General features: G+C 65.4%; 22 protein-coding genes and 1 pseudogene. 11 read left to right on the forward strand and 12 right to left on the reverse strand.

Annotation, left to right across the window (positions count from 1 at the left end; all coding sequences use genetic code 11):
- Nucleotides 1-2: 2 nt before the first annotated feature.
- Nucleotides 3-845, reverse strand: a complete 843-nt coding sequence (locus ACIHAX_RS16100; RefSeq protein ID WP_397278198.1) for an alpha/beta hydrolase — start codon at nucleotides 843-845, stop codon at nucleotides 3-5.
- Between the two features lie 94 nt (nucleotides 846-939).
- Between ACIHAX_RS16100 and ACIHAX_RS16105 the strand changes: the two genes are divergently transcribed.
- From ACIHAX_RS16105 to ACIHAX_RS16115, 3 genes are all read left to right on the forward strand, one after another.
- The gene (locus tag ACIHAX_RS16105; RefSeq protein ID WP_379252345.1) at nucleotides 940-1,587 is read left to right on the forward strand and encodes a TetR/AcrR family transcriptional regulator; all 648 of its coding nucleotides are present in this window, start codon (nucleotides 940-942) and stop codon (nucleotides 1,585-1,587) included.
- Nucleotides 1,588-1,611: 24 nt separating this feature from the next.
- Nucleotides 1,612-1,740: a hypothetical protein gene (locus ACIHAX_RS16110; protein WP_397278200.1), complete on the forward strand. Its 129-nt coding sequence runs from the start codon at nucleotides 1,612-1,614 to the stop codon at nucleotides 1,738-1,740.
- A gap of 416 nt (nucleotides 1,741-2,156) precedes the next feature.
- The gene (locus tag ACIHAX_RS16115; RefSeq protein ID WP_355079559.1) at nucleotides 2,157-2,510 is read left to right on the forward strand and encodes a DoxX family protein; all 354 of its coding nucleotides are present in this window, start codon (nucleotides 2,157-2,159) and stop codon (nucleotides 2,508-2,510) included.
- Nucleotides 2,511-2,844: 334 nt separating this feature from the next.
- Here the strand turns inward: ACIHAX_RS16115 and ACIHAX_RS16120 are convergent, their stop codons facing one another.
- Genes ACIHAX_RS16120 through ACIHAX_RS16130 form a run of 3 tightly spaced genes read right to left on the reverse strand, consistent with a single transcriptional unit; the run spans nucleotide 2,845 to nucleotide 5,547 of the window.
- Nucleotides 2,845-3,750 (reverse strand): LysR family transcriptional regulator, encoded by a 906-nt coding sequence (locus ACIHAX_RS16120; protein ID WP_397278202.1) that lies wholly within the window; start codon nucleotides 3,748-3,750, stop codon nucleotides 2,845-2,847.
- A 50-nt stretch (nucleotides 3,751-3,800) separates the two neighbouring features.
- Complete coding sequence (locus ACIHAX_RS16125; protein ID WP_397278204.1) at nucleotides 3,801-4,736, reverse strand: dihydrodipicolinate synthase family protein; 936 nt, start codon at nucleotides 4,734-4,736, stop codon at nucleotides 3,801-3,803.
- A gap of 25 nt (nucleotides 4,737-4,761) precedes the next feature.
- Complete coding sequence (locus ACIHAX_RS16130) at nucleotides 4,762-5,547, reverse strand: SDR family oxidoreductase (protein ID WP_397278206.1); 786 nt, start codon at nucleotides 5,545-5,547, stop codon at nucleotides 4,762-4,764.
- Nucleotides 5,548-5,860: 313 nt separating this feature from the next.
- Between ACIHAX_RS16130 and ACIHAX_RS16135 the strand changes: the two genes are divergently transcribed.
- Both ACIHAX_RS16135 and ACIHAX_RS16140 read left to right on the forward strand, forming a co-directional pair.
- Complete coding sequence (locus ACIHAX_RS16135) at nucleotides 5,861-6,874, forward strand: zinc-binding dehydrogenase (protein ID WP_397278208.1); 1,014 nt, start codon at nucleotides 5,861-5,863, stop codon at nucleotides 6,872-6,874.
- Nucleotides 6,861-8,021 carry a DUF3500 domain-containing protein gene (locus ACIHAX_RS16140; protein ID WP_397278210.1) on the forward strand — a complete coding sequence of 387 codons (1,161 nt, stop codon included), beginning with the start codon at nucleotides 6,861-6,863 and terminating at the stop codon, nucleotides 8,019-8,021. The genes ACIHAX_RS16135 and ACIHAX_RS16140 overlap by 14 nt, the downstream gene beginning before the upstream one ends.
- Nucleotides 8,022-8,115: 94 nt before the next feature.
- On the opposite strand, the gene ACIHAX_RS16145 is transcribed toward ACIHAX_RS16140, so the two are convergent.
- Nucleotides 8,116-8,613 carry a TetR/AcrR family transcriptional regulator gene (locus ACIHAX_RS16145; RefSeq protein ID WP_397278212.1) on the reverse strand — a complete coding sequence of 166 codons (498 nt, stop codon included), beginning with the start codon at nucleotides 8,611-8,613 and terminating at the stop codon, nucleotides 8,116-8,118.
- A 616-nt stretch (nucleotides 8,614-9,229) separates the two neighbouring features.
- Here ACIHAX_RS16145 and ACIHAX_RS16150 point away from each other — a divergent pair.
- Complete coding sequence (locus ACIHAX_RS16150) at nucleotides 9,230-10,267, forward strand: MCE family protein (protein ID WP_397278404.1); 1,038 nt, start codon at nucleotides 9,230-9,232, stop codon at nucleotides 10,265-10,267.
- A 70-nt stretch (nucleotides 10,268-10,337) separates the two neighbouring features.
- Here the strand turns inward: ACIHAX_RS16150 and ACIHAX_RS16155 are convergent, their stop codons facing one another.
- The 5 genes from ACIHAX_RS16155 to ACIHAX_RS16175 all read right to left on the reverse strand — a co-directional run bounded on the left by ACIHAX_RS16155 (nucleotide 10,338) and on the right by ACIHAX_RS16175 (nucleotide 15,731).
- The gene (locus ACIHAX_RS16155) at nucleotides 10,338-10,535 is read right to left on the reverse strand and encodes a ferredoxin (RefSeq protein WP_397278214.1); all 198 of its coding nucleotides are present in this window, start codon (nucleotides 10,533-10,535) and stop codon (nucleotides 10,338-10,340) included.
- Nucleotides 10,536-10,547: 12 nt separating this feature from the next.
- A complete protein-coding gene (locus ACIHAX_RS16160; protein WP_397278216.1) occupies nucleotides 10,548-11,732 on the reverse strand; it encodes a cytochrome P450 in 1,185 nt (394 codons plus the stop codon).
- 665 nt (nucleotides 11,733-12,397) lie between these two features.
- A complete protein-coding gene (locus ACIHAX_RS16165) occupies nucleotides 12,398-13,987 on the reverse strand; it encodes an FAD-dependent oxidoreductase (RefSeq protein ID WP_397278218.1) in 1,590 nt (529 codons plus the stop codon).
- Complete coding sequence (locus tag ACIHAX_RS16170; protein ID WP_397278220.1) at nucleotides 13,984-14,880, reverse strand: alpha/beta fold hydrolase; 897 nt, start codon at nucleotides 14,878-14,880, stop codon at nucleotides 13,984-13,986. Before ACIHAX_RS16170 ends, ACIHAX_RS16165 begins: the two co-directional genes overlap by 4 nt.
- The gene (locus tag ACIHAX_RS16175) at nucleotides 14,877-15,731 is read right to left on the reverse strand and encodes an alpha/beta fold hydrolase (protein WP_397278222.1); all 855 of its coding nucleotides are present in this window, start codon (nucleotides 15,729-15,731) and stop codon (nucleotides 14,877-14,879) included. The genes ACIHAX_RS16170 and ACIHAX_RS16175 overlap by 4 nt, the downstream gene beginning before the upstream one ends.
- Before the next feature lie 112 nt (nucleotides 15,732-15,843).
- Here ACIHAX_RS16175 and ACIHAX_RS16180 point away from each other — a divergent pair, with 112 nt between their 5' ends.
- The gene (locus tag ACIHAX_RS16180) at nucleotides 15,844-16,554 is read left to right on the forward strand and encodes a TetR/AcrR family transcriptional regulator C-terminal domain-containing protein (protein WP_397278224.1); all 711 of its coding nucleotides are present in this window, start codon (nucleotides 15,844-15,846) and stop codon (nucleotides 16,552-16,554) included.
- A 296-nt stretch (nucleotides 16,555-16,850) separates the two neighbouring features.
- Here the strand turns inward: ACIHAX_RS16180 and ACIHAX_RS16185 are convergent, their stop codons facing one another.
- Together ACIHAX_RS16185 and ACIHAX_RS16190 are read right to left on the reverse strand one after the other, a co-directional pair.
- Nucleotides 16,851-18,146: an amidohydrolase family protein gene (locus ACIHAX_RS16185; protein ID WP_397278226.1), complete on the reverse strand. Its 1,296-nt coding sequence runs from the start codon at nucleotides 18,144-18,146 to the stop codon at nucleotides 16,851-16,853.
- A 569-nt stretch (nucleotides 18,147-18,715) separates the two neighbouring features.
- The gene (locus tag ACIHAX_RS16190; protein ID WP_397278228.1) at nucleotides 18,716-19,144 is read right to left on the reverse strand and encodes an SRPBCC family protein; all 429 of its coding nucleotides are present in this window, start codon (nucleotides 19,142-19,144) and stop codon (nucleotides 18,716-18,718) included.
- 527 nt (nucleotides 19,145-19,671) lie between these two features.
- Between ACIHAX_RS16190 and ACIHAX_RS16195 the strand changes: the two genes are divergently transcribed.
- From ACIHAX_RS16195 to ACIHAX_RS16210, 4 genes and pseudogenes are all read left to right on the forward strand, one after another.
- A complete protein-coding gene (locus ACIHAX_RS16195) occupies nucleotides 19,672-19,896 on the forward strand; it encodes a hypothetical protein (RefSeq protein ID WP_397278230.1) in 225 nt (74 codons plus the stop codon).
- A gap of 22 nt (nucleotides 19,897-19,918) precedes the next feature.
- Nucleotides 19,919-20,350 (forward strand): TSUP family transporter, encoded by a 432-nt coding sequence (locus tag ACIHAX_RS16200; protein ID WP_397278406.1) that lies wholly within the window; start codon nucleotides 19,919-19,921, stop codon nucleotides 20,348-20,350.
- A gap of 252 nt (nucleotides 20,351-20,602) precedes the next feature.
- Nucleotides 20,603-20,698: pseudogene (locus tag ACIHAX_RS16205) on the forward strand (zf-HC2 domain-containing protein); the annotation flags it as partial.
- 33 nt (nucleotides 20,699-20,731) lie between these two features.
- Entirely contained in the window at nucleotides 20,732-21,343 is a 612-nt protein-coding gene (locus ACIHAX_RS16210) for a hypothetical protein (protein WP_355079577.1), read from the forward strand.
- Nucleotides 21,344-21,356 lie beyond the last annotated feature (13 nt).

Genomic DNA, 21,356 nt, shown 5'->3' on the forward strand with positions numbered 1-21,356 from the left:
GGTCAGTCCTTTTCGGTGGCGGAGTCGAGCAGCTGCTTGTCGCACCAGGTCCGCACGACATCGGCGTAGTCGGCGGTGTGGAACAACATCAACTGGTGCACCCCTTCGGGGTGAATGTGCAGTTCGACGGGGCCGGTGGTGGCGTCGACGACGGCCTGGGCCGCGGCGGGAGGGAAGATCGGATCTTTCTCCCCGACGGCGAACAGGATCGGTTTGGTGTTGGCCGACAACGGCACGGCGGGGTCGTAGCGCAGGATCGACGCCCACGAGGCCAGGTCGTAAGTCCAGGTGTTGAGCGGATCCTGATGCTTCTGCTTGCCCGCGCCGCGGAACCCGTAGTCGGTGTCGAAATCGATGTACTGGTCGATATCGAAACGCAGCGCCGGACCGAACAGGGCGACCATCTGATCGAACGCCTGTGTGCGGAAGGCGTTCTCGGTCGGGATCAGCGGTGAGGACGGGATGGCGAATCCCATCAAAATCGCGCCCGCGAGATCCTGCGACGCGGCGTAGGCGCCGTAGGCGGCGGACGCGCCGAGCGAGGAGCCCTTGATGAACACCGGCAGCCCGGTGGCGGCGCGAATGTGATCGGTCAGCCGCAGTGCCGCTTCGATCCACTCCTCGATGGTGAACTGGCCGGCGCGCCGGTCCACGCACGAGCGGCCGTGGCCGGGAGCATCCATGCACCAGACCTCGGCGCCCAACCGGGCATAGTGTGCGGCGAAATTGTCGTAGATGCCGCCGTGACCGCCGATTCCGTGCTGAACCAGCAGCACGTGGTCCGCGGCCGGATCAGCGAATCGATAGGCGAATGTGTTGCCGACTATCTGTTCTTCTCTGCGCATCGGCCACCTCCCTGTGTCCCTCGTCATAAAAGTTGATGACAATCAATAAACCACACAAGTTGATGGTCGTCAACATATTGTCTAAACTGGGCGGATGGCGACGCAGACACGAAAAGGACGACCCCCGGCCGAGCTGTCACCAGCCTCGTTGACCGATATCCTGGCCGCGGCGTTGCGAGTGTTCGCCGAATGCGGATTCGACGGCACCTCGGTGGCGGCGCTCAATCGCGAACTCGGAGTGAGCCACAACCTCGTCCATCAGCGGTTCGGCTCCAAGGAGAGGCTGTGGTACGCCACGGTCGACTGGGCGTTCGGCGAGATCGCCGACCACATGAGCGTGGATGCGGAGTTGGCCGAGCGCGACCTGCTCGAAGCGGTACGCGTGACGATCGTGCAATTCCTTCAACTGCACGCCACCCACCCACAGATCCTGCGGCTGGTCACGGTCGAAGGCGCCACCGAGGGGCCTCGGCTGACGTATCTGTTCGACGCGCACGTCGGACCGTTGTATCACCGGATCACCGCGCCACTGAAGGTGCTCGTCGACCGCGGCGTGCTGGCCGAGGAAGACATCCGCACCGTGCATTTCCTGGTTGCACACGGCGCTACCGCGCCGTTCAGTCTGGTCCCGCTGGCGGCGAGGCTGAACCCACTCGATCCGCTCGACCCCGCGGCGGTTCGCAGGCACGCCGAATTCGTCGCCGGCATGGTCGTGGCCGGGCTCCGAGCCCGCGGCGCCTGACCAGCGAGGGCAACTGCGACGAAGGTGACGCTCAGTTTCCTGCCCCGTTTTCTGCAACGGCTCGATGCCCTCGATGTCGAGATCGTCCAGGAATTCCCCGACTCCTGCGTCCTATCCGGCGCGGCCGCCTGCAGTGCTCGCTCGATCACCTGATCACAGCGCCCGACAACTGAGCATCTGGACAGGATTCACGGCCGATCAACCTGGGCCGGCGCACTCATCGATGACTTCGTCCACCCGACTCGGCGTGGTCGCGCACTGCTCGCTCACGCTGCCGTGCCCGCGATGGGCACCTGATGCGTAGCCCCCATCACCAAATGTTGACGGTAATCAATAAAGCGCATTATATTGATGGCTGTCAACATTTGAAGCTGGTGTTGGGGCACGTCAACGAGGACGCGTCGACGATCGTGCGGAAAGCGTCGATTGCCGACCGCGCTGCGGCGGTGCCGAGACCCACGCGGCGGGAGTGGACCGGTGCTGAGCGAGGACTGGTTCTCCTCGCGCGGATTCGAGTGGCACCCCTACCGCGCTGGAGACCAACACGTCTGAGAGAGAAGGAGCGATCGATGACGATCGCATCAATTGTCCTAGCCGCCTTGCTGGCGCTCGAGATGATCGCCGTGGGAGCACCGAAGGTGCTCGCCGTCCAGGCCATGCGTGAACGCGCAGCCCACGCCGGGATCCGCGTGTCCGGCTTCCGAGTCATCGGGGCCTTGGAAATCGTCGGTGCAGCAGGGCTTTTGATCGGTATCGGCTGGCATCCGATCGGCCGGCTCGCTGGGGTCGCGATCGTGCTGCTGATGGTCGGAGCGCTCATCACCCACGTCCGGACCAAGGACAAGCTCGCCGACATGATCCCGGCCATCGTCACCGCCCTGTTGGCGGTGACCTACCTCGTCGTCGCATCACTCGCCCGCTGAGCGCCGGTCACCGAAGGCGCTCGGGCGTCCTCGCCGACGTCTGGGATGCCACACCAAATGCGCCTTCGCGAGCTGACCTGCCACGGGTTTTTTCTGGCCGCTGGGTAGCGGGCCGGATCCATGCTCGCTGCCGCCAGCGGATCGGTGGCCCACGTAGGTGCTCTCGGGGACGATGAGACCCACGTCCGAGGCCGCGTCGTGGCGTACGACGCGACGTCCGGCTCAGGTATTCCGCCCGGGTAGTGCATGCCGGTCATCGGCAACGCCGGGGTCAGGCCGTGGTGGTGAAGGGAAGCGCGAGGATCTCCGCCGGCCCGGACGATGACCCGGCTTACTAGCAGCGCAAAGCGCCTGCGGGAAGCTCCGTGGCCGAGGTGAGGGGCAACTCGAGCGACGTGAGCAAGTCTCGATACCGCTGCGTCAGTTGCGTCGGCGCGCTGCGGCTGTAGACGACGATCTCCCGGTAAACCCCTGGCCCGATCCTTCTGGCGTGCCGTATCCAGCCGCCGGGTACGGCGTTGTGGGGCACCAGCGCGACTCCCAAGCCCTCCATGGCGAACAGCAGTGCGGCCGCCACCTGTCCGGTGCGCGCGACGGCGCGTGGGGTGAATCCGAGGGCGGTGGCCGTCCGGTCCACTATCTCGCTCATGCCTTGCTCGGGTTCGTAGAGAATCCAGTCGGCTGCGGCTAGTTCGTCGAGTTCCACCGTGGAACCCGTGTCTCGTCCTGCCGGGCCGACCAGCACCATCTCCTCATAACCGAGTGACACGACAGGCCCCTCCCACAGTTCGGGCCGCGGTCCGACCGCGATGTCGCCTTGTCCGCTGCGGACCGCCTCCTCGAGAGCGCGGCGGTGCGAGAAGTCGTGCACCCGGAGGACGGCCGTAGGGAATAGGGAGTGCCACCGGACGGCGCTCGGGGGCAGGATGCCGGAGGCGATCGACCGGACGGTCAGCACGTGCACGTCGCCGCTTCGCCCCTCGACCACTTGGCGCACGGCATCCGCGGCTTCGCCGACAGCCCGCAATACCCGCTCGGCGTGCGGCAGGAAGGCCCGTCCTGCGGGCGTGAGGGCCAGGCCATGGCGGCCCCGTTCGAGCAGTTGCGCGCCGAGTTCCTTCTCCAATAGACGCATCTGCTGCGACAGCGACGGCTGTGAGACATACAGCCGTGCCGCGGCGGCGCTGAACGATCCGCTTTCCCAGACGGCAAGAAAGTACTCCAGCTGGCGCAGTCGCATCGGAGGAGGTTACCGCCGTCGCCGTTGGCCGCAGACGCAGAACGAGCGCGTCATGCGACCCGATTCGCCCGGCTGTCTCGGCGAGCGAGCCGGGCGAGCAGATGGTCGACCTCCGACCGTGCTCGGCTCGAGAGCACGCCGCGGGGCGCGCGCTGGTAGTCGGAGGCGAGCAGGCCGCGCCGTTGCATGACGTATTTGCGCACCGCCAAGCCCACACCCGGCTGCTGTTCGTATCGCAGCAACGGCAGATGCGCATCGAAGATGTCATGGCTTTCCTCGGAACGACCCGCCGCGGTATGGCCGACCACATCGACCAGCATCTCGGGGAAGCAGTATCCGGTCATGGCGCCGTCGGCGCCCCGCGCGCTCTCGAAATCGAGGAAGAGTCCCCCGTTGCCGCACAGGATCGACAGTCGTGGCATTTCGCCCTCGGCTTCGAGGTGCCGTAGTGCGCTGATCTTCTCCAGTCCGGGCCAGTCTTCGTGCTTGAGCATGACGCAGCTGGGCACGGCGCGGGCGATACGCGCGATGACCCCGGCGCTCATGACCACCGAGAACGACAAGGGGTAGTCCTGAACGACGAGGGGAACCGAGTCGCCGAGCACGGCCGCGACGCCCTCGTAGTAGCCGACGATCTGGTCGTCGGTGCGCAAGGTGTTCGGCGGTGCGACCATGACGCCTGCCGCTCCCGCCGACATGACCTCACCGGCGAGTGCGCGCATCGCGGCGTAGCCGGGAGCGGAGACTCCCACGACGACCGGAAGCCGGGTCCTGCGCAGCACGTGCCGCACGATTCGGGTCGCCTCGTCATGAGCCAGTTTCGGCGCCTCGCCCATTTGGCCGAGCAAGGTGATCCCGGTGACGCCGACCGATTCGTAGAAATCGATCAAACGGTGCAGCGAGTCGAAGTCCAACGCTCCTTGCTCGTCAAAGGGAGTGGGCGCGATGGCGAAGACGCCGCTCGCCTCTCGAGTGAGCACGGCCATGGTTGAGATCCTTTGTCTGTGAGTATCAGAGGCTGGGAATGAGACCGCCGTCGACGCGCACCACCGTGCCGGTGATGTACGACGCCGGAACGCTCGCCAGGAACGCCACCGTCGCCGCGTATTCGTCCGGGTCGCCGTAGCGGCCGATGGGGATGGTGGCGACGCTGTCGGCTCTGACCTGTTCGACGGTTCGGCCTTCAGCTTCAGCTTTGATCCGGTCGAGATGCTCGACGCGACGGGTGCCGATCCGACCTGGCACGACGATGTTGCATGTGACACCGTCCGCGGCGACTTCCCGCGCAAGCGTCTTGGACCAGCCGAGCAGTGCGGCACGAAGACTGTTCGACAGGCCGAGACCGGGAATCGGAACGACAATCCCCGAGCTGGTGCTGGTGATGACGCGCCCCCATCCGCGCGCCCGCATACCCGGCACGAGTTCGTCACTGATGGCGATCACCGAAAGCACCATGGAACGGAAATGGTCGAGCCACACGGTAGAGGGCCGGCCCAGGATCGGCGAGGGCGGCGGCCCGCCGGTGTTGTTGACCAAGATGTCGACCGGGCCGAGGGTTCGCTCGATCAGTGCGACGTTGCCTTCGATGACATCGAGGTCGGCGATATCCCACGCCACCGCTATGGCCCGGCCGCCGGCCACGGCAATCTTTTCGCAGCGGGATTCGGCAGCTTCGCGATGGATATCGGCCACGGCCACCTCGGCGCCCTCTGCCGCCAATTTCTCCGCGATGGCGCCACCGAGGCCACCGCCCGCGCCCAGAACCAGTGCGGTTCGACCGGCAATCTCCAGATCCAAAAGTCCACTCCTCGACCGAACGCCGATGATTCCGGCAATTTTCAGATATTCCGCACCGTAACACCACGCCGCCGAATGCTCCCAATACGAATATTCACCGCACCCTATAGGGAAACCTTATACATGCAGCAAGGGGGCATGATCGGCAAGGATTATCCAACGATGACTGCCTCCGCGTCGTTGGACAGGAAATAAATCGCTCACATAGCCTGCCGATGGACCATAAGACGACAACGAAAGCAATGTGATGCCCTTTCCGGAAACAATGCTCGCGGCAGTGATCGGTGAGCCGGGAATTATCAGGACCAAAACCATGCCAGTGCCCCGTCCGGGCCCGGACGACGTTCTTGTGCGGGTGCACCGGGCGTCATTGTGCGGCACCGACCTCAAGGTCCGTAGCCGTCGCTTCTTCCACGGAGCCGGCCCGGCGCCGGACACCTTCATCCCCGGCCACGAGTACGCGGGCGTCGTGGCCGCGGTCGGCAGCGCCGTCGACGAGTTCGCCGTCGGCGATCGCGTCGTCACCGAGGCGCATCGGGGCTGCATGCGATGCGTGAACTGCCTGTCCGGCTCCTACACGGACTGTTTGAACTACGGCAACCAGGCCAAAGGCCATCGGGTACAGGGGATGACGGTCAACGGCGGCTTTGCCGAATATGTCGTCAACCACGTCTCCACGCTGTACCGGCTTCCCGATGACATCGACTTCGACTCGGCCGTCGTGCTGACCACCGTCGGCACCGTGATGCACGCTTTCGACGTACTCGACTCGCTGCTGGTGGGCGCCGGGGTCGCGGTGATCGGTCCCGGCCCTATCGGATTGATGGCCGTCCAGGTCGCGCGCGAACTCGGAGCCGACCCGGTGATGCTCGTCGGCACCCGCAACAGCCGACTGGAGATCGGGAAGCAATTCGATGCCGACTATCTGATCAACTCCCGCGAGGAGGACGCCGTCGCCGCGGTGCGGGAGATCACCGGCGGACTCGGCCCCGACATCGTCGTGGAGTGCTCCGGGGCTGCCGGCGCCGTCGACGACGCGATCCACATGGTCAAGCGCGGCGGCAGAATCGTTTTGGCGGGATTCTTCGAACAGCCGGTGACCGCCGACCTCAACCACGCTGTCATGAACGGAATCTCGATCAACACCATCCGCGGCGAAGGCGCGAACTCGGTGGCAAGGGCCCTGTCGCTGGCATCGCGGGGACGACTGCACACCAGCGCCCTGGTGACTCATCATTTCCCGCTGAAAGACATCGCCGAAGCGTTCGACACCTACGCCGAACGGCGAGACAACGCGATCAAGGTCATGCTCGATGTCACCGGATGAGGCCACGTTTGCTCCGGTCCGCGAGCTGGTCGCCACCGACATGGCTGCCTGCGCGGCAGCATGGCTGGAATCGCTCGCCCCGGATCAACTGACCCGAGCGCAGTTCGACTCGCCTCTGGCTCCGGACGCGGAGGCCGAGCGGCTTCGTTGGTTCTACACCCCGACCGACCACGGTGGACTCGCCCTGCGCGACCAGACCGCACGTCAGCAGGGCTTGGCGATGCGACTGGTCGCCTCGGGACTGTCCGAGGCCGGGTACGCGACCGTCGCCACCGTGATGGGCCTGGAGAACGTCCTCGATCAGGTCGAAGGATGGCAAGTCCGCTGGGGACGGCAACGAGGCCGAGACCCCGGCCTGTACTGGCTGAGGTTGTTCGGCCGACCGGGCGACTCGGTCTGGGCATGGCGGTTCGGCGGCCACCACATCTCGCTGAACAACCTCGTCATCGGCGGGCGCGTCGTCTCGACGACACCGTGCTTCATCGGAGCCGATCCAGCCAGCGCCGCCTTGCTCGGCGGCACGCTACGGCCGCTGGGCGGGCCGGAGGAGGCAGCGCGGCGCCTGGCCCTGTCCCTGGACTCCGACCGATACCACAAGGCATTACTACACCCCAGCGCCATATCCGACATCGTCTCCGGCAACCGGCCGACCATCGCCCACGGCGACGCGATGATGCACATGCAGGATCTCTGGCGCGGCACGTTCACCGACCCAGCGCTGCGAAAGCTGGTCGACGACATCGACATACGCGCCGAAAGCGGTAGCGGATACACCGCAGCCGACCATGCGGCCATGACGATCTCCATTCCCCCCAAAGGTCTGGCCGCACGCGACCTCGACCCAGAACACCGGCACGTATTACGGCAGCTGATCAGCCTGTACACCGGTCGCGCGCCGAGCGCACTCGCCGATGTCCACGACGCGCACTATGCAGCCGACGACGTACTCGACGAGGTCCACTTCGGATGGGCAGGCAGCCTCGAGGCCGGAGAACCGCACTACTACCGAATCCAAGGCCCCGACCTGCTCATCGAATACGACAACACCCAGCGCCAGGCCAACCACGCCCACTCGGTCTGGCGCAATCCGCGCTCGGATTTCGGGCTGGACAGTCTGGCCGAACACCGCCGGCGCTCCGCGCATTGAGAAGAGCAGCGGGGAGCGCGGGCAGGAACGGCGGCGGAGACCGGTCGACGGGCTCCACCTGATTCCTTCAGCACGACGTCAGTTCGCTGCGCACTCAACGGTGGCCTAGCGAATTGAGCGCCTGCTGCGCGAGGGTATCCATCCATGCCGCTGTCAAGGCGGCCGGATCGCGCTGCGACGTTCGCAGCATCGCCAGGACGACTCCGCCGAGCAGATCGAGAGCGGCGCTCAGATCGTGGACGTGGAAGCGCTCCGCCGACACCCCGGACCGAATGCCCGCGGCCAGACGTGATCTGATGTCCGGGTCTTCGAGGATCCGGTATCTCATCGAAAAGACGATCGCGGCGATATCAGGGTGGCCGATGCCGACCCCGCCGAGCGCATGTAAATGCGCGTGGACAATGCCGACGGGGTCATCGATACCCGCAGCAGCGCTGTCGAGGCTCCCCGCCAACTCCTCGATCACCTCGGCGATGACTGTATCGAAAAGTTCGTCTTTGCTACTGAAGTGGTTGTAGAAGGATCCGGTCGCGACACCGGCCTCCTGCGCCAGGCCTGCGATGCCGATCCTCCCGGCCAGATCGCTACCCAATGCCCACCGCCCGGAGCGGATCAGTGCCGCACGTGTACGAAGAGCGCTGCGCGCCCGCGCGTCCGACCGACCGGCGATCTGCTGCGGCAGTGGCGCGCTGGTACTTCCGTCGAGGGCCCGGCCCCGAAGGACTGGGTCCGGGCCGATCTGCTCACCGACAGCAACGCGTCCACCCATAATGGTTACAGTGTCTCCGTTATAGTTGCGGCCGTCAATGGACGGCCGCCGCAACGTTGCCGCCCGGCTCGGCGAGCGCGCAAGATTCGATCGCCGCTCCACCGGCGCGGCCGCGGGCACAGCCGGGGCGGGGCGACCCGCTGCTGCGATTTGCGTCGACGAACCCTTCAGCAGCTTGGCAACGCCCGCTAATTCGGATACAGTGTAGCCGAATCAGTTGGACCGTCGAGCGAGAGAACACTCCCGCCCCGAGTGTCCGAGCACAGGAGAAGGCACCCGGCAGAATTCCGCAAGATCGCTCCCCTACAACCGAGCAATCTTCATCCCCAAAGGGGGTGCGTATCAGGCAAGACAGTGAGGCGTGTTCGTGCTGAAGTTCCATTCGGCGATCAAGTTCGGGCCGGTCAAAGCTCTCGCGATCAGCGCAACGGCGATTACGATGGGCAGCTGCTCGCTACTGCCGAACGCGGCCGTCGACGCGTGGCGGGACACCACGCACATCACCGCTGATTTCGACAACATCGCTGGCATCTACGAAGGAAACCCGGTCACCGTCCTCGGACTAGAGGTCGGCAAGGTCGAGAAGGTCACCCCGAAAGGCACGTTCATCGAGGTGCGCTTGTCGATCGAACCTCAGGTGAAGATTCCGAAAGACGCAGTGGCGGCGATTATCTCGCCGTCCATTGTCACCGATCGCCACATCGAGCTCACTCCGGTCTACACCCAGGGCGAGACTCTCTCCGACGATGCTCACCTGCCGCAGTCGCAGACCAAGACACCCGTCGAGTTGGACACCATGATCAAGACCATCGATCAGTTCGCGGCGGCACTGAAGCCGCAGGAAGGAGCTGAGGGCCTCGGCCCGATGTCGGGTCGGGTGCTCTACCCCATGCTCGACGGCAACGGCGCAAAGATCCGGGACACCCTCGAAGCGCTGTCGGCCGCACTGAAAGTCGGCGTCGACAACAAGGACGCGGTCTCGAACATCGTCCTCAGGCTCAACGAGCTCACCACGATACTCGCCGAGAATGATCAAATGATCCGCGATTTCAGCGACCGGATGACCCAGATGTCCGGTCTGCTCGCCGAGCAATCCCCCGGTTTGCAGGCGACACTCGACCAGCTGGCCGCCTTCCTGGCCAATACCTCCGGCGCGCTCGGGCAGTACCAGGACCAACTCGCGGGCACCTTGACCGGACTTACGAGCGTAACCCGCCAGCTTCGCGACAACGCCTCCGGTCTTACCGAAGTCGCCGACCTCGCACCCATGGTGCTGCAGAACTTCGACAATCTCATCGACCGCGAGAACCGTCGTGCGCGAGTTCATTTCATTATTCCCACCGCGCTCAACGGTGAAATCATCAGCTTGTTCTGCGAGCGTATACAGATGAAGGCCGACGGCTGCCGTACCGGGAACATGCAGGACTTCGGTCCCGACTACGGTCTGACCGCCGCGCTGCTCGGACTGACGAAGTAGCGTCGCGATCGTCGCCTTCCATAAGTCACGACAGTCGATCCGGCATCGCCGAGATTCCAGCCGAACGGTTTCATGACTGTTCTCGCAGGGCGGCTACCGGGCAGGAGTCGACGGCTGCTCGGGCAACCGTGACGTACTCGCCGGGGACGTCGGTGCCTTCGAATCGGTTGATCAGTTCGGCATCGTCGTCGAGGCCGAATACAGCCGGGGCCTGTTCGACACACAGGCCATGGCCTTCGCAGCGGAGGTAGTCGACGGAGATCTTCATCGCGAGTGCCTTTCAGGCGGGAATCAATCGGAGGGGAAGGTGTTCGAAGCGATGGATGATGTTGTTCACCGCCCATTCGCCCGGACCGGCGAGCTCGATGCGTTCGACGCGGTCGATCAGCGCACGGAGCACGGCTTGGGTTTCCAGCCGAGCCAGGCCCTGTCCGGCGCACCCGTGGGTGCCGTGTCCGAAACCGAGTTGACGGGAAGCGTCGCGGCGGATGTCGAACGTGTCCGCGTCTTTCCACTCGCGTGGGTCTCGGTTGGCGGAGGCATAGATGACGACCACCCGCGCGCCTGCGGGGATCGTGGTGCCGGACACCGTCGTATCGCGAATCGCCTGGCGCGAGAAGGCGCGCAGTGGTGACTCGTACCGCACCACCTCGTTCACGGCGTTCGGAACCTTGGCCGGGTCCGCCCGCAGCATCTGCCATTGGTAGGGGTGGGTGGCGAAGAGATATAAGGCGCTGGCGATGGCGCCGATCGTGGTGTCCAGCGATGGAGCGAGGTAGTCGATCAGCAACGCCGGGCATTCCGAGCGTTGGACCTTGCCTTCATCGGCAGCCCGCAGGACGTCCTCCCCCGCACTACCGGGGAGAAGGTCTCGATCGCGGGCGAGCCGCCGGGTGAAGCGCATCATCTCCGCGCTCGCCGGGGCGGTCCGGATCGATCGGCCGTTGATCGGACCCAACGAGTCGAAGGTCGCACCGGACCATCGCAGTAGGTGCTCGCGACCATGTTGTGGCCAGCCGACCAGATCCGGCACGACCGACATCGGGAGGGCCGTCGCGAGTTCGACACCGTCGATCGCACCGCGCGAGACCGCGGCCTCGACCGCCGCCACTGCCTGCTGGTCAACCGTTGCGCGCATCGCGCGCAGCGCCCTGGGTGTGAGTCGGTGCGCCAGTAGGGCACGCCGACGGCTGTGGTCCTCGCCGTCACTGTTGAGGGTGGTGCCGCGGGAGAGCCGGTTGGCCACCGGATTCAACGCGACGCCCGCGCCGGAGACGAAGGTCTCGTCATCCAGCAGCACGGCTTTGCATTCCGCGTAACGAGGCAACGCGTAAGCACGCTGCTTGGCGAGCCACACCACCGGCCCGAGCTCGCGCAGCCGCGCATAGTGCGGATAAGGGTCGTGTATCGCCGCCCGGGAGTAGAGATCGGGCTCATAAGCCGGGGCCGCACTGCGATTACGCATCGAAACTCCTCCAAAATAGGACAGTCAACGGCCGGTGGCGACCGAGCCCGGCTCCGCGCGACTTCGGAGCCCGCTGGCCGCTGCGCTCGGCGCCGGAAATTCGGCGAGTCACCTGGGTGCCGATGCACGTCGACAACCAGCCCTATGCAGCCGCGGCCGCCAGGTCTACCAACGAGCAGTGGTCAGTTCAGACCGACTCCAGCGGCCTCCTCACGGCCACCGAATTTCGCGCGGGATCGGGGTGGCGCACCTGTCGAGCCGCCCGCACAGCCCGGCATTCCATATGCCATCTCGCACAGTGTCAGAGTCGATGGCTGCTGCGTGTGGGATCCGCTGCGCTCTGTACTGGGTACAGTCTCTGACACGGCATCGCTGGATAGCTTTCGTCCACATGCTGGTCGACCGCGGCCGCGCGCGCCCAACCGCCTTCGGTGGACTCGCGGGCGAATGCGACGGCAGCCTCGCGCGAGGCGACGAAATGCAGGGGTGCGCCCAGTCCGAAGTCCACCGCTAGATGCCACAGCATCGAGGCCCCCACCTGCACGCGTCCTCTTCGGCGAAGTCGAAGACGTTCGAAGAATCAGCCGTGGCCGAAATGATCGCCGTATCGCTGTCCTCGCACCCCCACCTGGCGAGAGGGCGATCCCAGCGAATGACGTTGCGAGTCATGCCTGCGTCTCCGGGGTACGCAGCGCAGAGGTAGCCGCCAACTCCGGGGTCATCGCGCTGAGGGCCTTCAGCGTCCGTGACGTCCGGTCTGTGGTGGCGATGGCGCCGATGTAGCCGTCGGGGCGGATCAACAGCAGCGTGGACTCACGCACGCCGTAGATCCGAGCGAAGGAATCGGTGATGTCGATAAGGGCCACATCGACCGCCGCATGCTCCCCGCAGTCGATGGCGACTCGTCTCAGTTCCGCACCAGCCGCGGGCCAGGGTAGTGCTGCCAGGTCCTCGGCCGCAGAGGGACCGTAAGCGAGCGCGGTGAAGTGCGGACCGGAGAAAAGGTCGAACAGCCGCTGCGCTCCCCCCGTCGCGTTCAGCAGTCTCGCGTCCGGAGCACGGTCACCGACCTGCAGGGTCGCGGTCCGTTCGGCCTCGGCCGTTGTCAACGGTCCACCACGGTAATGCAGGCCGAGTTGGCGTTCGTCATTGCCGCGTTTGACCGACGACGGGTCGAGTTTGGACAGCCCCTCGTATTTTTTGGTCGACAAGCCCAGTACACCGGCCGCGATCGGCTGCCGTTCGGCCTCATAGCTGTCCAGGAGGCTGTCGGGCGCTCCCGCGAGCACCTGAGCGAGTTTCCAGCCGAGGTTGTAGGCGTCCTGCAGGCCGGTATTGAGTCCCTGCGCACCCGCCGGGGTGTGTACATGAGCGGCGTCGCCGACGAGGAGTATCCGTCCCGACCGGTACTGCTGGGCCAGACGGATATTGGGGCGGAACACCGTCTTCCAACTGATCTGCGACAGGCGAATACGTGTGTTCCCGGTGTGGGCGCGGATGCGCGTGTTCAGGTCGTCGTCGTTGAGGGATGGCTGCTCGTCGGGCGCCAGCCGTATCATCCACTGGAACTGCTCGGAATGCGGTAGCGGGCACGCACCGACGAATCGACCACCAGGCCGGGGCCACACATGCCAGCGGTCCCGGGAAAGACCTTCCACCACGGCATCGACGATGATCATCCGATCGGACTCGTCTGTCGAGCCCTCGAACGCGATACCCGAGTTCTTGCGGACTGCGCTGGCTCCGCCGTCGGCGCCGACGAGATAGCGGGCGGCGATCTCGTGCACGCCGCCGGGTCCGGCTACGGTCGCCACCACCGCATCCGGACGCTGCTCGAATCCGAGTAACTCGCACTCTGTTTCGACAGTTCCGCCCAGTCGCCGCAGCCCGGCGCGCAGCGCGGCGTCGGTGCGGAACTGGGGGATCAGCCACGTGTTCGGATGTGGCACATCGGATGTCACCTCGTTACGCGACTGCATGTGCCAAGGGATGGTCACGGGACCGGCATGGATGCCCAACGGTGGGTAGGTGGCTCCTCCGGCGAGGATGTCGTCGAGGACGCCCAGGTCCTCGAGCACTTCCAGGCTGCGCGGCTGGATGCCCTTGGCGCGTGAACCGTCGAAGGCGTGCGCAGCCTTGTCGATGATCCGTATCGCCAGCCCGCGACGGGCCAGATCGATCGCCAAGCCGGTGCCGGCGGGCCCGGCGCCGACGACGAGGACGTCGACGAGACCTGTATCAGGCGATGTCGTCATCGCTGTACTCCGTCCTTGACGCCGTGGACAAAAGCGGCGAACTTTTTGCTCATTTCGACCGGCTCCTCGTAGGGGACCATGTGCCCGCACGGCGAGAGAATGTGCGACTCGGTGGGAGCCAGCAGCGCACACACCTCGTCGTAGCTGGTGATGGGTGTGACCTGGTCTTCGTCGCCCCACAGCAACATGCGCGGCACCGGTAGGTGTCCGGTACTCCGGTAGAGGTCGTGGCGGGCGGACAGCGGGAAATCGGCGAGCGTGGCCGCCAGGGCATAGATCGAGCCGTCGAACTGGTAGCACTCCCGCACCATCGCCGTCAGTGCCGCAGATCGTTGCCGGTCGCGAACATTGTGCGAGAGGTGCCGGTCGAGCATTCTGCTGCCCAGAATTCTGGCCAGGACGGTCCCCCACCGCTCGTGGCGCAGCAGCCGTGCGGCGGCAGGTTCGGGCTGTAACCCAGCCGGGCCCGCCAAGGTCAGTGTCGCCAGCCGGTCGGTGTGCTGTGCGGCGAAGGCCATGGCGACCAACGCCCCCATCGAGGTTCCGACGAGGTGGTAGGGCTCGTAAAGCCCTAGTCGTTCGGTCAGATCGGTCAGTTGCCGCACGAACAGTGATTCGTCGTAGGCGGCTCGCACACGCTCGGAGTAACCGCGTCCGTAGGCGCTGTAGGTGAGGGTGCGAAATCCGCGCCGCAGGAGTTCGGCGGCGAGGTCGTCCCAGTAGAACAGGGGGATGGTCAGCCCACCCACGAAGACGACAGTCTCAGCTCCGATGGGTCCGGTCAGCTCGTAGTGGGTGACTCCGTCGCGGCATTGGAGGAAGTCACCGCGCAGTCCGGCGCGGCTGCCCTGGTTCAACCGGCGGGTTTCGCCGCGGGCCACGAAGTACTTCATCGCCTGCCTTTCGTCGCCGTGGTCGGCTCGGTGGTCAAGAAGTCGAGGACAGCGCCTGCCACCCACTCCGGGTCTTCGTCGGGAAGCAGATGCCCGCCGCCGGGGTGCACCTGCTCGCGGGAGCCGGGGATGTCGCGGGTGAAATGCTGACCGTCGATCGACGCGCTGCGCAGTACCAACGTGGGCGCGGCGATGGCCGGGATCTCGGCGGTGCGGTCGATCTGGTCGGTATTGGCGAAGTCGATGAAGGCCTGCTGGTTACCAGGCCGGGTCAGCATGGCGTGCACCCGGTCGACCATCGCGTCGTCCACCACCGACGACCGCGACCCCACCGCGGAGCGCAGATTGCGTGCGGTGGCCGCGCGAGACGACAAGCGCCGCAGCAACACCCGGCCGACAGGGTTCCTCGCCAGACGCAGCGCCACCGGAAGCGATTTACCCGGATAGCCCGTGGCATTGATCAATACCAGACGATCCACCCGTCGCGGGTAATCCAGAGCGAAGTTCCAGGCGATGTTGCCACCCAGCGAATTGCCCACCACCGAAGCCTTCGGCACCCCCAGCGAGTCCAAGAACGCGGCGACCGTTCTGGCGAACGTTCGCACCGTGTAGTCGCGGTCTACACGCGGCCCCGTGAGGCCGAACCCGGGCAGGTCCAGCCGGATCACGTCGAAGGACGACGACAACGCCGAAGCCACCTGGTCGAAGCAATGCAGCGATGAGCCGCTGCCATGGAGCAGCAGCACGGAGGGCCCCGCACCAGCCCGCTTGTAGTGCAGCTTGCGGCCCTCGACGAGCGCGAAGCGCGAATCAGGGTCGATGTAGTCATCGACGGCTACTCGTCTACTCATAATGGTAACAGTGTTGCCGATAACTTTCCCTTGGTCAACCCGTAACGGCAACGACGTGCCCGATATTGCGGCAGTCGGATGCCTCAGTCCGCCGGTACGAGAGAATGAGATTGTGACCGCCTCCGATTCAGATACCGCAGAGACTCCGGCACGCCGCTCCCCCGGCCGCCCACGGGTGCCGTTCGACCGCATCGTGGCCACCGCGACGCGCATCGTCGACGAGGAAGGGCCCGACGCCTTGTCGATGCGCACCCTGGCCCAACGTCTCGATACCGGCACGGCGGTGCTGTACCGGGCCGTTGCCAATCGCGCCGAACTCATCGGCCACGTGGTCGACCGGGTGCTCGGCGAGGTGGAGATCGAGGACAACGCACCGGAGGGCGACTGGCAGCGCGCGTGCGCGGCCGCCGCCGAAGCCATGTTCTCGACCCTGCACCGCCATCGCGGTGTCGCACCCCTGCTCATCGAGCAGGTACCGACCGGCCCCAATGCGCTCATGTTGCGTGAGCGGATCTTGGCGATATTGCTCGCCAACGAATTCCCCCCGGAACACGCGGCATTGGTGTACGCCACCGTGGCCCGCTATGTCATCGGGTTCGCCGCCCAGCTACACGGCCACAACACCGAAGCCAACATCGAGCCCGCCGGCCTCACCGCTCTGTATCGCCGGCTCGATCCCGCGCAGTTCCCCGCCACGGTCGCCGTCGCCGACTGCCTACCCACGCAGACATTGGAAGACGAGTTCCACTTCGGCCTGCGATTGCTCGTCGCAGGCCTCGTGGACCTGCACGCCACAGGAAGGGACTCGACTGGCTCAACCTGACGCGGGTGCTCGTTTCCGCGTTAGAACGTCACCCGAGTCGGCAGTACTCGCCGACAAATAGCCCCGGCAGCGAGACTGCAACGACCTCCGAAGACGCCGAGAACCGGTGCGATGCCAGAGTCGACGAGGTGCGTCCATGCTGCCCGCCGCGAGATCGCGCGACGGCGGCGCCCCTGTGTCAGATCAGCGAGGCCGATTCGCGGGTACAGGCTGCCGCCCAGGGCGCATCAGCGCCGCGCGTGTACGCAGTATGCCGAGCGCCCGGCCGTTCGCCCGCTGGTCGTGCGAATGCACGCCTAGCGCTGTCGGCAACCGGTTAGGAGGACATTTGCTGTGCCGGAGCGTCGCACGATACCAGCCGCCGATCGATGTAGGTGCTCGAGCACGTCCTCCACATCCACACCGACCAGTCGGCCGCCCCGTTTGACCACCCACCCGTCGACGATGACCGTGTCGACGTTGCTTGTGTCCATCAACTGGACGATGGCGCCGGGTGCGTGGTTGATCGGGCCTGCGTTGAGCGTGCGTGCGTTCAAGACGATGATGTCGGCTCGTTTACCCGGGGTGAGCGAGCCGACGAGATGGTCGAGATGAGCAGCCTGGGCTCCGCCGAGCGTCGCCATCCGAAGGATGTCGCGGGTCGACACCGGTGACATCGTTTCCGACGCTTCATCCACCAGTGGCGGGATGCCGCTTCGCTGCAGCACGTACGCCGCGCGCATCTGCGAGAAGAAGTCCACGGGCGCAATGCTGACGGCGTCCGTGCCGAAACTCACCGAAATTCTGTGGTCGAGTGCGGCTTGCAGCGCAGGCCGTCCCATCGCGAGGGACTGTTCGGCGACGGCCGAGACCGATACCTTGCCACCGGTACGCTCGATCACCCGCCACGCCGAATCCTCCAGGCCGAGGCAATGGATGTAGGTGATCCATGGCCCGAGGAGGCCCTGCTTCTCGAACTCTTCGAGTGCACGCCCCCAGTTGACATCGTTGACATGCGCGAAGACGGGCAGCTGTAGTTCCTTGGCGAGTTGGAACAGGTCTTCATCGACGTGATAGCCCAACGCCATGCGAACAAGGTCTCCGTCCCTTGTAGCGGCGGTCTGTTGCAGACGATGAATGTCTTCCGGATGGGCGTACGACGGCGAGGGTTCATGGTCGCCGAAACACGGCGAGAAACTGAAAACGCAACGGATGCCGGAGCGGCGGATGCCATCCAGCGCCGCGTCGGTGTGTTCAGGAGTGTAGGAGCATTGCGAGGTATCGACGACGGTCGTGGTGCCCGCTGCCAGATTCTCCAGCGCTCCGCCGAACTCACCCCAGTACACGTCCTCGGGCGTGTACTGATGGAACAGCCCGTCGGCGCCGAAGCGTGACTGCAGGAAATAGTCGGAGTCCAGCGCATCGGACCAGTACGACCGTAAGGCGGTCTGAAACATGTGATGGTGTGAGTTCACGAACCCGGGAAGGACAATCTTCCCTTCGCACTCGACGACCGTGACGCCGTCGGCGCCCAGATCCGCCCCGACACTTGCGATCCTGCCGTCTTCGATGAGCACGTCGGCGCGTTCGTAATCGCCGAGATCGGCATCCATGGTGAGAACGATCCCGCCACGCAACAGCAGTCGATTCCCGGTTGTCATCGCTCGTCCACCACCATCGCCAGACCCCAGCCGCTACTGGTAGCACCACCCGAAGCCCGCCGACAACGAGTCGTGCCGTACGGCAAGCGGTGTAGCGAGAGCGTTCGGCCGTCCAAAGTTCTCCTCCAGTTCGGATACAGCGGGGCAGTTGCGTGATGTCCACGCTCCCTCGGCCGAGCCGTGCGCGTCGGCCGAAGGAGGGTGAGGGCAAGCCGAGGGGACAACGGAGGTCATCCATGCCGGTCAGCACCGGCGAGCCGGCGAGTTGCCCGGACCGGATAGCCGATGCGGTGACTCGCCGACACGACACCTTGGCCTCCGGTCGTCCTCGCGAGCGCAGGCCAACTATATCGGCAACGGTGTTACCGATACAAGTACCGGCGCCGAGAACAGTTCGGCGCGAACGAGGAGTCGACTACAACCGTCGCTCTCGATCGCCGCGGTCGCCCGCTCGCGCAATCCTCGCTCGAACCGGGTGGCAAACTTCGCCCGGCGACCACATCGAGGGCACTTTGCACCGCCTACAGAAGCGCCTCGGCCTTCTTCAGGGACTTGTCGAGCGCGCCGACCAGCGATCGCTTGAACATGCCCCCCATCGGCCCGTCGATCATTCCCCCCTCGATATTTGCCGTCATGGCGACAGTCGTGCCCTCCGACTCGGCCCGAAGATTGACGGCCAAGGCCAGCTTGACGCCAGCCCTGGTGGTTCCGCCCAGCACGAGGGAGTGCGGCTCCATGGCATCCTCGACCGTCCAATCGATGGAGATCGGCATATTCATGACCGTCGCAGCCGCCGTCACCGCATCACCTCTGGTGACCCGATTCGGGACGTCACTCTTCCACGCCTTGTGAATCATCAACCATTCACTCCAGCGGTGCAGATCGCAGAGGATCGCCCAAACCTCCTCCGGTCGGGCCCCGTACCTGGCGTTCACTTCGACAGTACGCATGCCGATCACCCTCTCCTCGAACTTCAATTATCGGCAACATCGTTGCCTATATTACTGTAGGGTTGAGAGGGTAACGGACGGACCGTCGTCGGCGCGGCGGATGTCGATGTCACGGCGGGCGATGTGTCACTGGCCATCGCAGGCTGACCCTGTCGGCCATTGATACGGGCCTACTGCATCAGTTGAATGTGGGGGTGATCGGGTGAGATTGGGCAGACGCGAAGGATCATGTTGTAACCGCGAGCAATTGTGACGTCGGGGCCTGTGGTCGTGCTGTAATCGCCTGCGAGGGCCCGATCTTCGTAGGGTATCCAGCTGTGGGTTCCGGCGTCCCATTCGGACGAGGCGACGGTGAGCAGCGGTTCGGTCTCGGTACCGCAGGTGGGGCATGGCTGTGGAAAGGGGTCCGTGGTGCCCCACCGGATATGGCCGCCGACCTTCCACCCGGGTGCAACGCGAATGTTGTCGATGAACCAGCTCTCGATGTCATCCGGATCGATCCCGGTGTGCGCTGCGATAGTCCGAATGTGGATTTGGGATCGGTGCTGTCGGGGTTCGTGGCGGGGTTGCTGGTGTCGGTGGTGACCACGCCCGTCGGCGTGTCGGGAGCGGTGTTTCTGCTGCCGATCCAGCTCAGCGTTCTCGGGGTGCCCAGCCCTGCCGTGACACCGACGAACCTGCTGGCTAACGTGGTGTCCATCCCCGGCGCGCTGCTGCGCTACGGCCGCCGCAGCTCCCTGCGCACCCGTTGACCCGGCTCCTGCTGATCGCACCCTGCCCGGCGCCGTAACCGGCGCGCTCATCCGCGTGTTCGCCTTCCCCGCCGCGGCCACGTTCAAGCTCGTCGCGGCAGCGCTGTTGCTGGCGCTGGGGCCGTGGCTGTGCCTGCGCACCGCCAGTGGTCCCCGCACCGAGAAGCCGCGCCCGTCGGTCCGGTCCATCGCCACTCTCGCGCTGGTGGTCGGCGTCGTCGGCGGCATCTACGGCATCGGCGGCGGATCGCTGCTGAGCCCGATCCTGGCCGGACGCGGCGTCCCCTTGGCCGAACTCGCACCGGCGGCCAGAACCCCAGACTCGGCCCCCGGCAGGTGGGGCTGGATCGGCAGATGTACGACAAATTCGATGAACGCGACAAACGTCGCTCCACCGTCGACCAGATCGCCGCCGAGTTCGGCGTCACCCGGCCCACCATCTACCGCCACGTGAACAAGAAGGGTTCGTGTTCCGGCTTTTCAGGCGGGTCGGTCAGCACGATTACACCGCATCCGACGACGCGCCAGGGCATGAGACCGGCTTCATGCGCTACCGCCTCACCGACGAAACGATCTACCAACTCTTGCCCTGGATCGGCGCCACACACGCCTCCGAGCCGAGTCCACTCTGAGGCTGCGGTTTCCCGCGGGACGGTAATCGCGGCCTTCGGGGAACTCGAGTGTCGGAGTGGACGACAATCTGCACGTGGAGTGCGAAGTTTGCCGGACAGCACTGTCGGCTCGGATCGACGGTGAGCCCGAAGCCGTCCCCTCGACGCGGGTGGATGAGCACCTGGAGCAGTGCCGAGAGTGCTGTTCCTGGTACCTCACGGCCGTGGAGGTTTCGAAGCTCGTGCGCGGGAGCCGGTCGCGCGCACCCGACCTCACCGACGTGATCTATGCCGCAGCCGAACTGCAACGGCCGAGGCGATCGGTCTCCTCGACATTGCGCGCAATCGTGCCGAGTTCGCGGGTCGAGCTGACGAGACTGCTGCTCGGCGCGCTCGGTGTCGTGCAGGTCGCCCTCGCACTGGCCCAAATCGCAGGCCTCGACTTCGGAATGAGCCACCACGGTGCCGAAATGACTCGCCACCTGCTCAACGAGAGCACCGCGTGGAACCTGGCCATCGGGGTCGGACTGCTCGCCTGTGCGATACGTCCATCGGCGGCCGCGGGAATACTGCCCGTGCTCGCCGCAGTCGTCGCCGTACTCAGCGCCTTCGTTGTCGCCGACCTGCATTCCGGCGTGGTGCCACTGCCGCGCGTCGCGTCGCACGGCGTACTGGTCGTCGCGCTCGCACTGGTCACCATCGTCCACCGCACGCGACGACCTGACACCTCTCCTCCGGTCGGCGACCGCGCACCCACTGAATTCGTCCTGCCCACAGGCGCCCGACTGGGCAGACGCGCAGATCATCTCCGCTCGACCCAAGATCCCGCCGCATAATAAGAGGGACTCA

The organism is Nocardia sp. NPDC051929, from assembly GCF_044548645.1.
GTDB lineage: Bacteria > Actinomycetota > Actinomycetes > Mycobacteriales > Mycobacteriaceae > Nocardia > Nocardia sichangensis.

Excerpts from the sequence above, each read along its gene's own strand:
- ACIHAX_RS16140 (WP_397278210.1), top strand. The coding sequence starts at position 6,861 with ATGTCACCGGATGAGGCCACGTTTGCTCCGGTCCGCGAGCTGGTCGCC.
- ACIHAX_RS16155 (WP_397278214.1), bottom strand. The coding sequence starts at position 10,535 with ATGAAGATCTCCGTCGACTACCTCCGCTGCGAAGGCCATGGCCTGTGT.
- ACIHAX_RS16185 (WP_397278226.1), bottom strand. The coding sequence starts at position 18,146 with ATGGATGCCGATCTCGGCGATTACGAACGCGCCGACGTGCTCATCGAA.
- ACIHAX_RS16135 (WP_397278208.1), top strand. The coding sequence starts at position 5,861 with ATGCCAGTGCCCCGTCCGGGCCCGGACGACGTTCTTGTGCGGGTGCAC.
- ACIHAX_RS16125 (WP_397278204.1), bottom strand. The coding sequence starts at position 4,736 with ATGGCCGTGCTCACTCGAGAGGCGAGCGGCGTCTTCGCCATCGCGCCC.
- ACIHAX_RS16165 (WP_397278218.1), bottom strand. The coding sequence starts at position 13,987 with ATGACGACATCGCCTGATACAGGTCTCGTCGACGTCCTCGTCGTCGGC.
- ACIHAX_RS16120 (WP_397278202.1), bottom strand. The coding sequence starts at position 3,750 with ATGCGACTGCGCCAGCTGGAGTACTTTCTTGCCGTCTGGGAAAGCGGA.
- ACIHAX_RS16170 (WP_397278220.1), bottom strand. The coding sequence starts at position 14,880 with ATGAAGTACTTCGTGGCCCGCGGCGAAACCCGCCGGTTGAACCAGGGC.
- ACIHAX_RS16105 (WP_379252345.1), top strand. The coding sequence starts at position 940 with ATGGCGACGCAGACACGAAAAGGACGACCCCCGGCCGAGCTGTCACCA.
- ACIHAX_RS16175 (WP_397278222.1), bottom strand. The coding sequence starts at position 15,731 with ATGAGTAGACGAGTAGCCGTCGATGACTACATCGACCCTGATTCGCGC.
- ACIHAX_RS16115 (WP_355079559.1), top strand. The coding sequence starts at position 2,157 with ATGACGATCGCATCAATTGTCCTAGCCGCCTTGCTGGCGCTCGAGATG.
- ACIHAX_RS16160 (WP_397278216.1), bottom strand. The coding sequence starts at position 11,732 with ATGCGTAATCGCAGTGCGGCCCCGGCTTATGAGCCCGATCTCTACTCC.
- ACIHAX_RS16100 (WP_397278198.1), bottom strand. The coding sequence starts at position 845 with ATGCGCAGAGAAGAACAGATAGTCGGCAACACATTCGCCTATCGATTC.
- ACIHAX_RS16150 (WP_397278404.1), top strand. The coding sequence starts at position 9,230 with ATGGGCAGCTGCTCGCTACTGCCGAACGCGGCCGTCGACGCGTGGCGG.
- ACIHAX_RS16190 (WP_397278228.1), bottom strand. The coding sequence starts at position 19,144 with ATGCGTACTGTCGAAGTGAACGCCAGGTACGGGGCCCGACCGGAGGAG.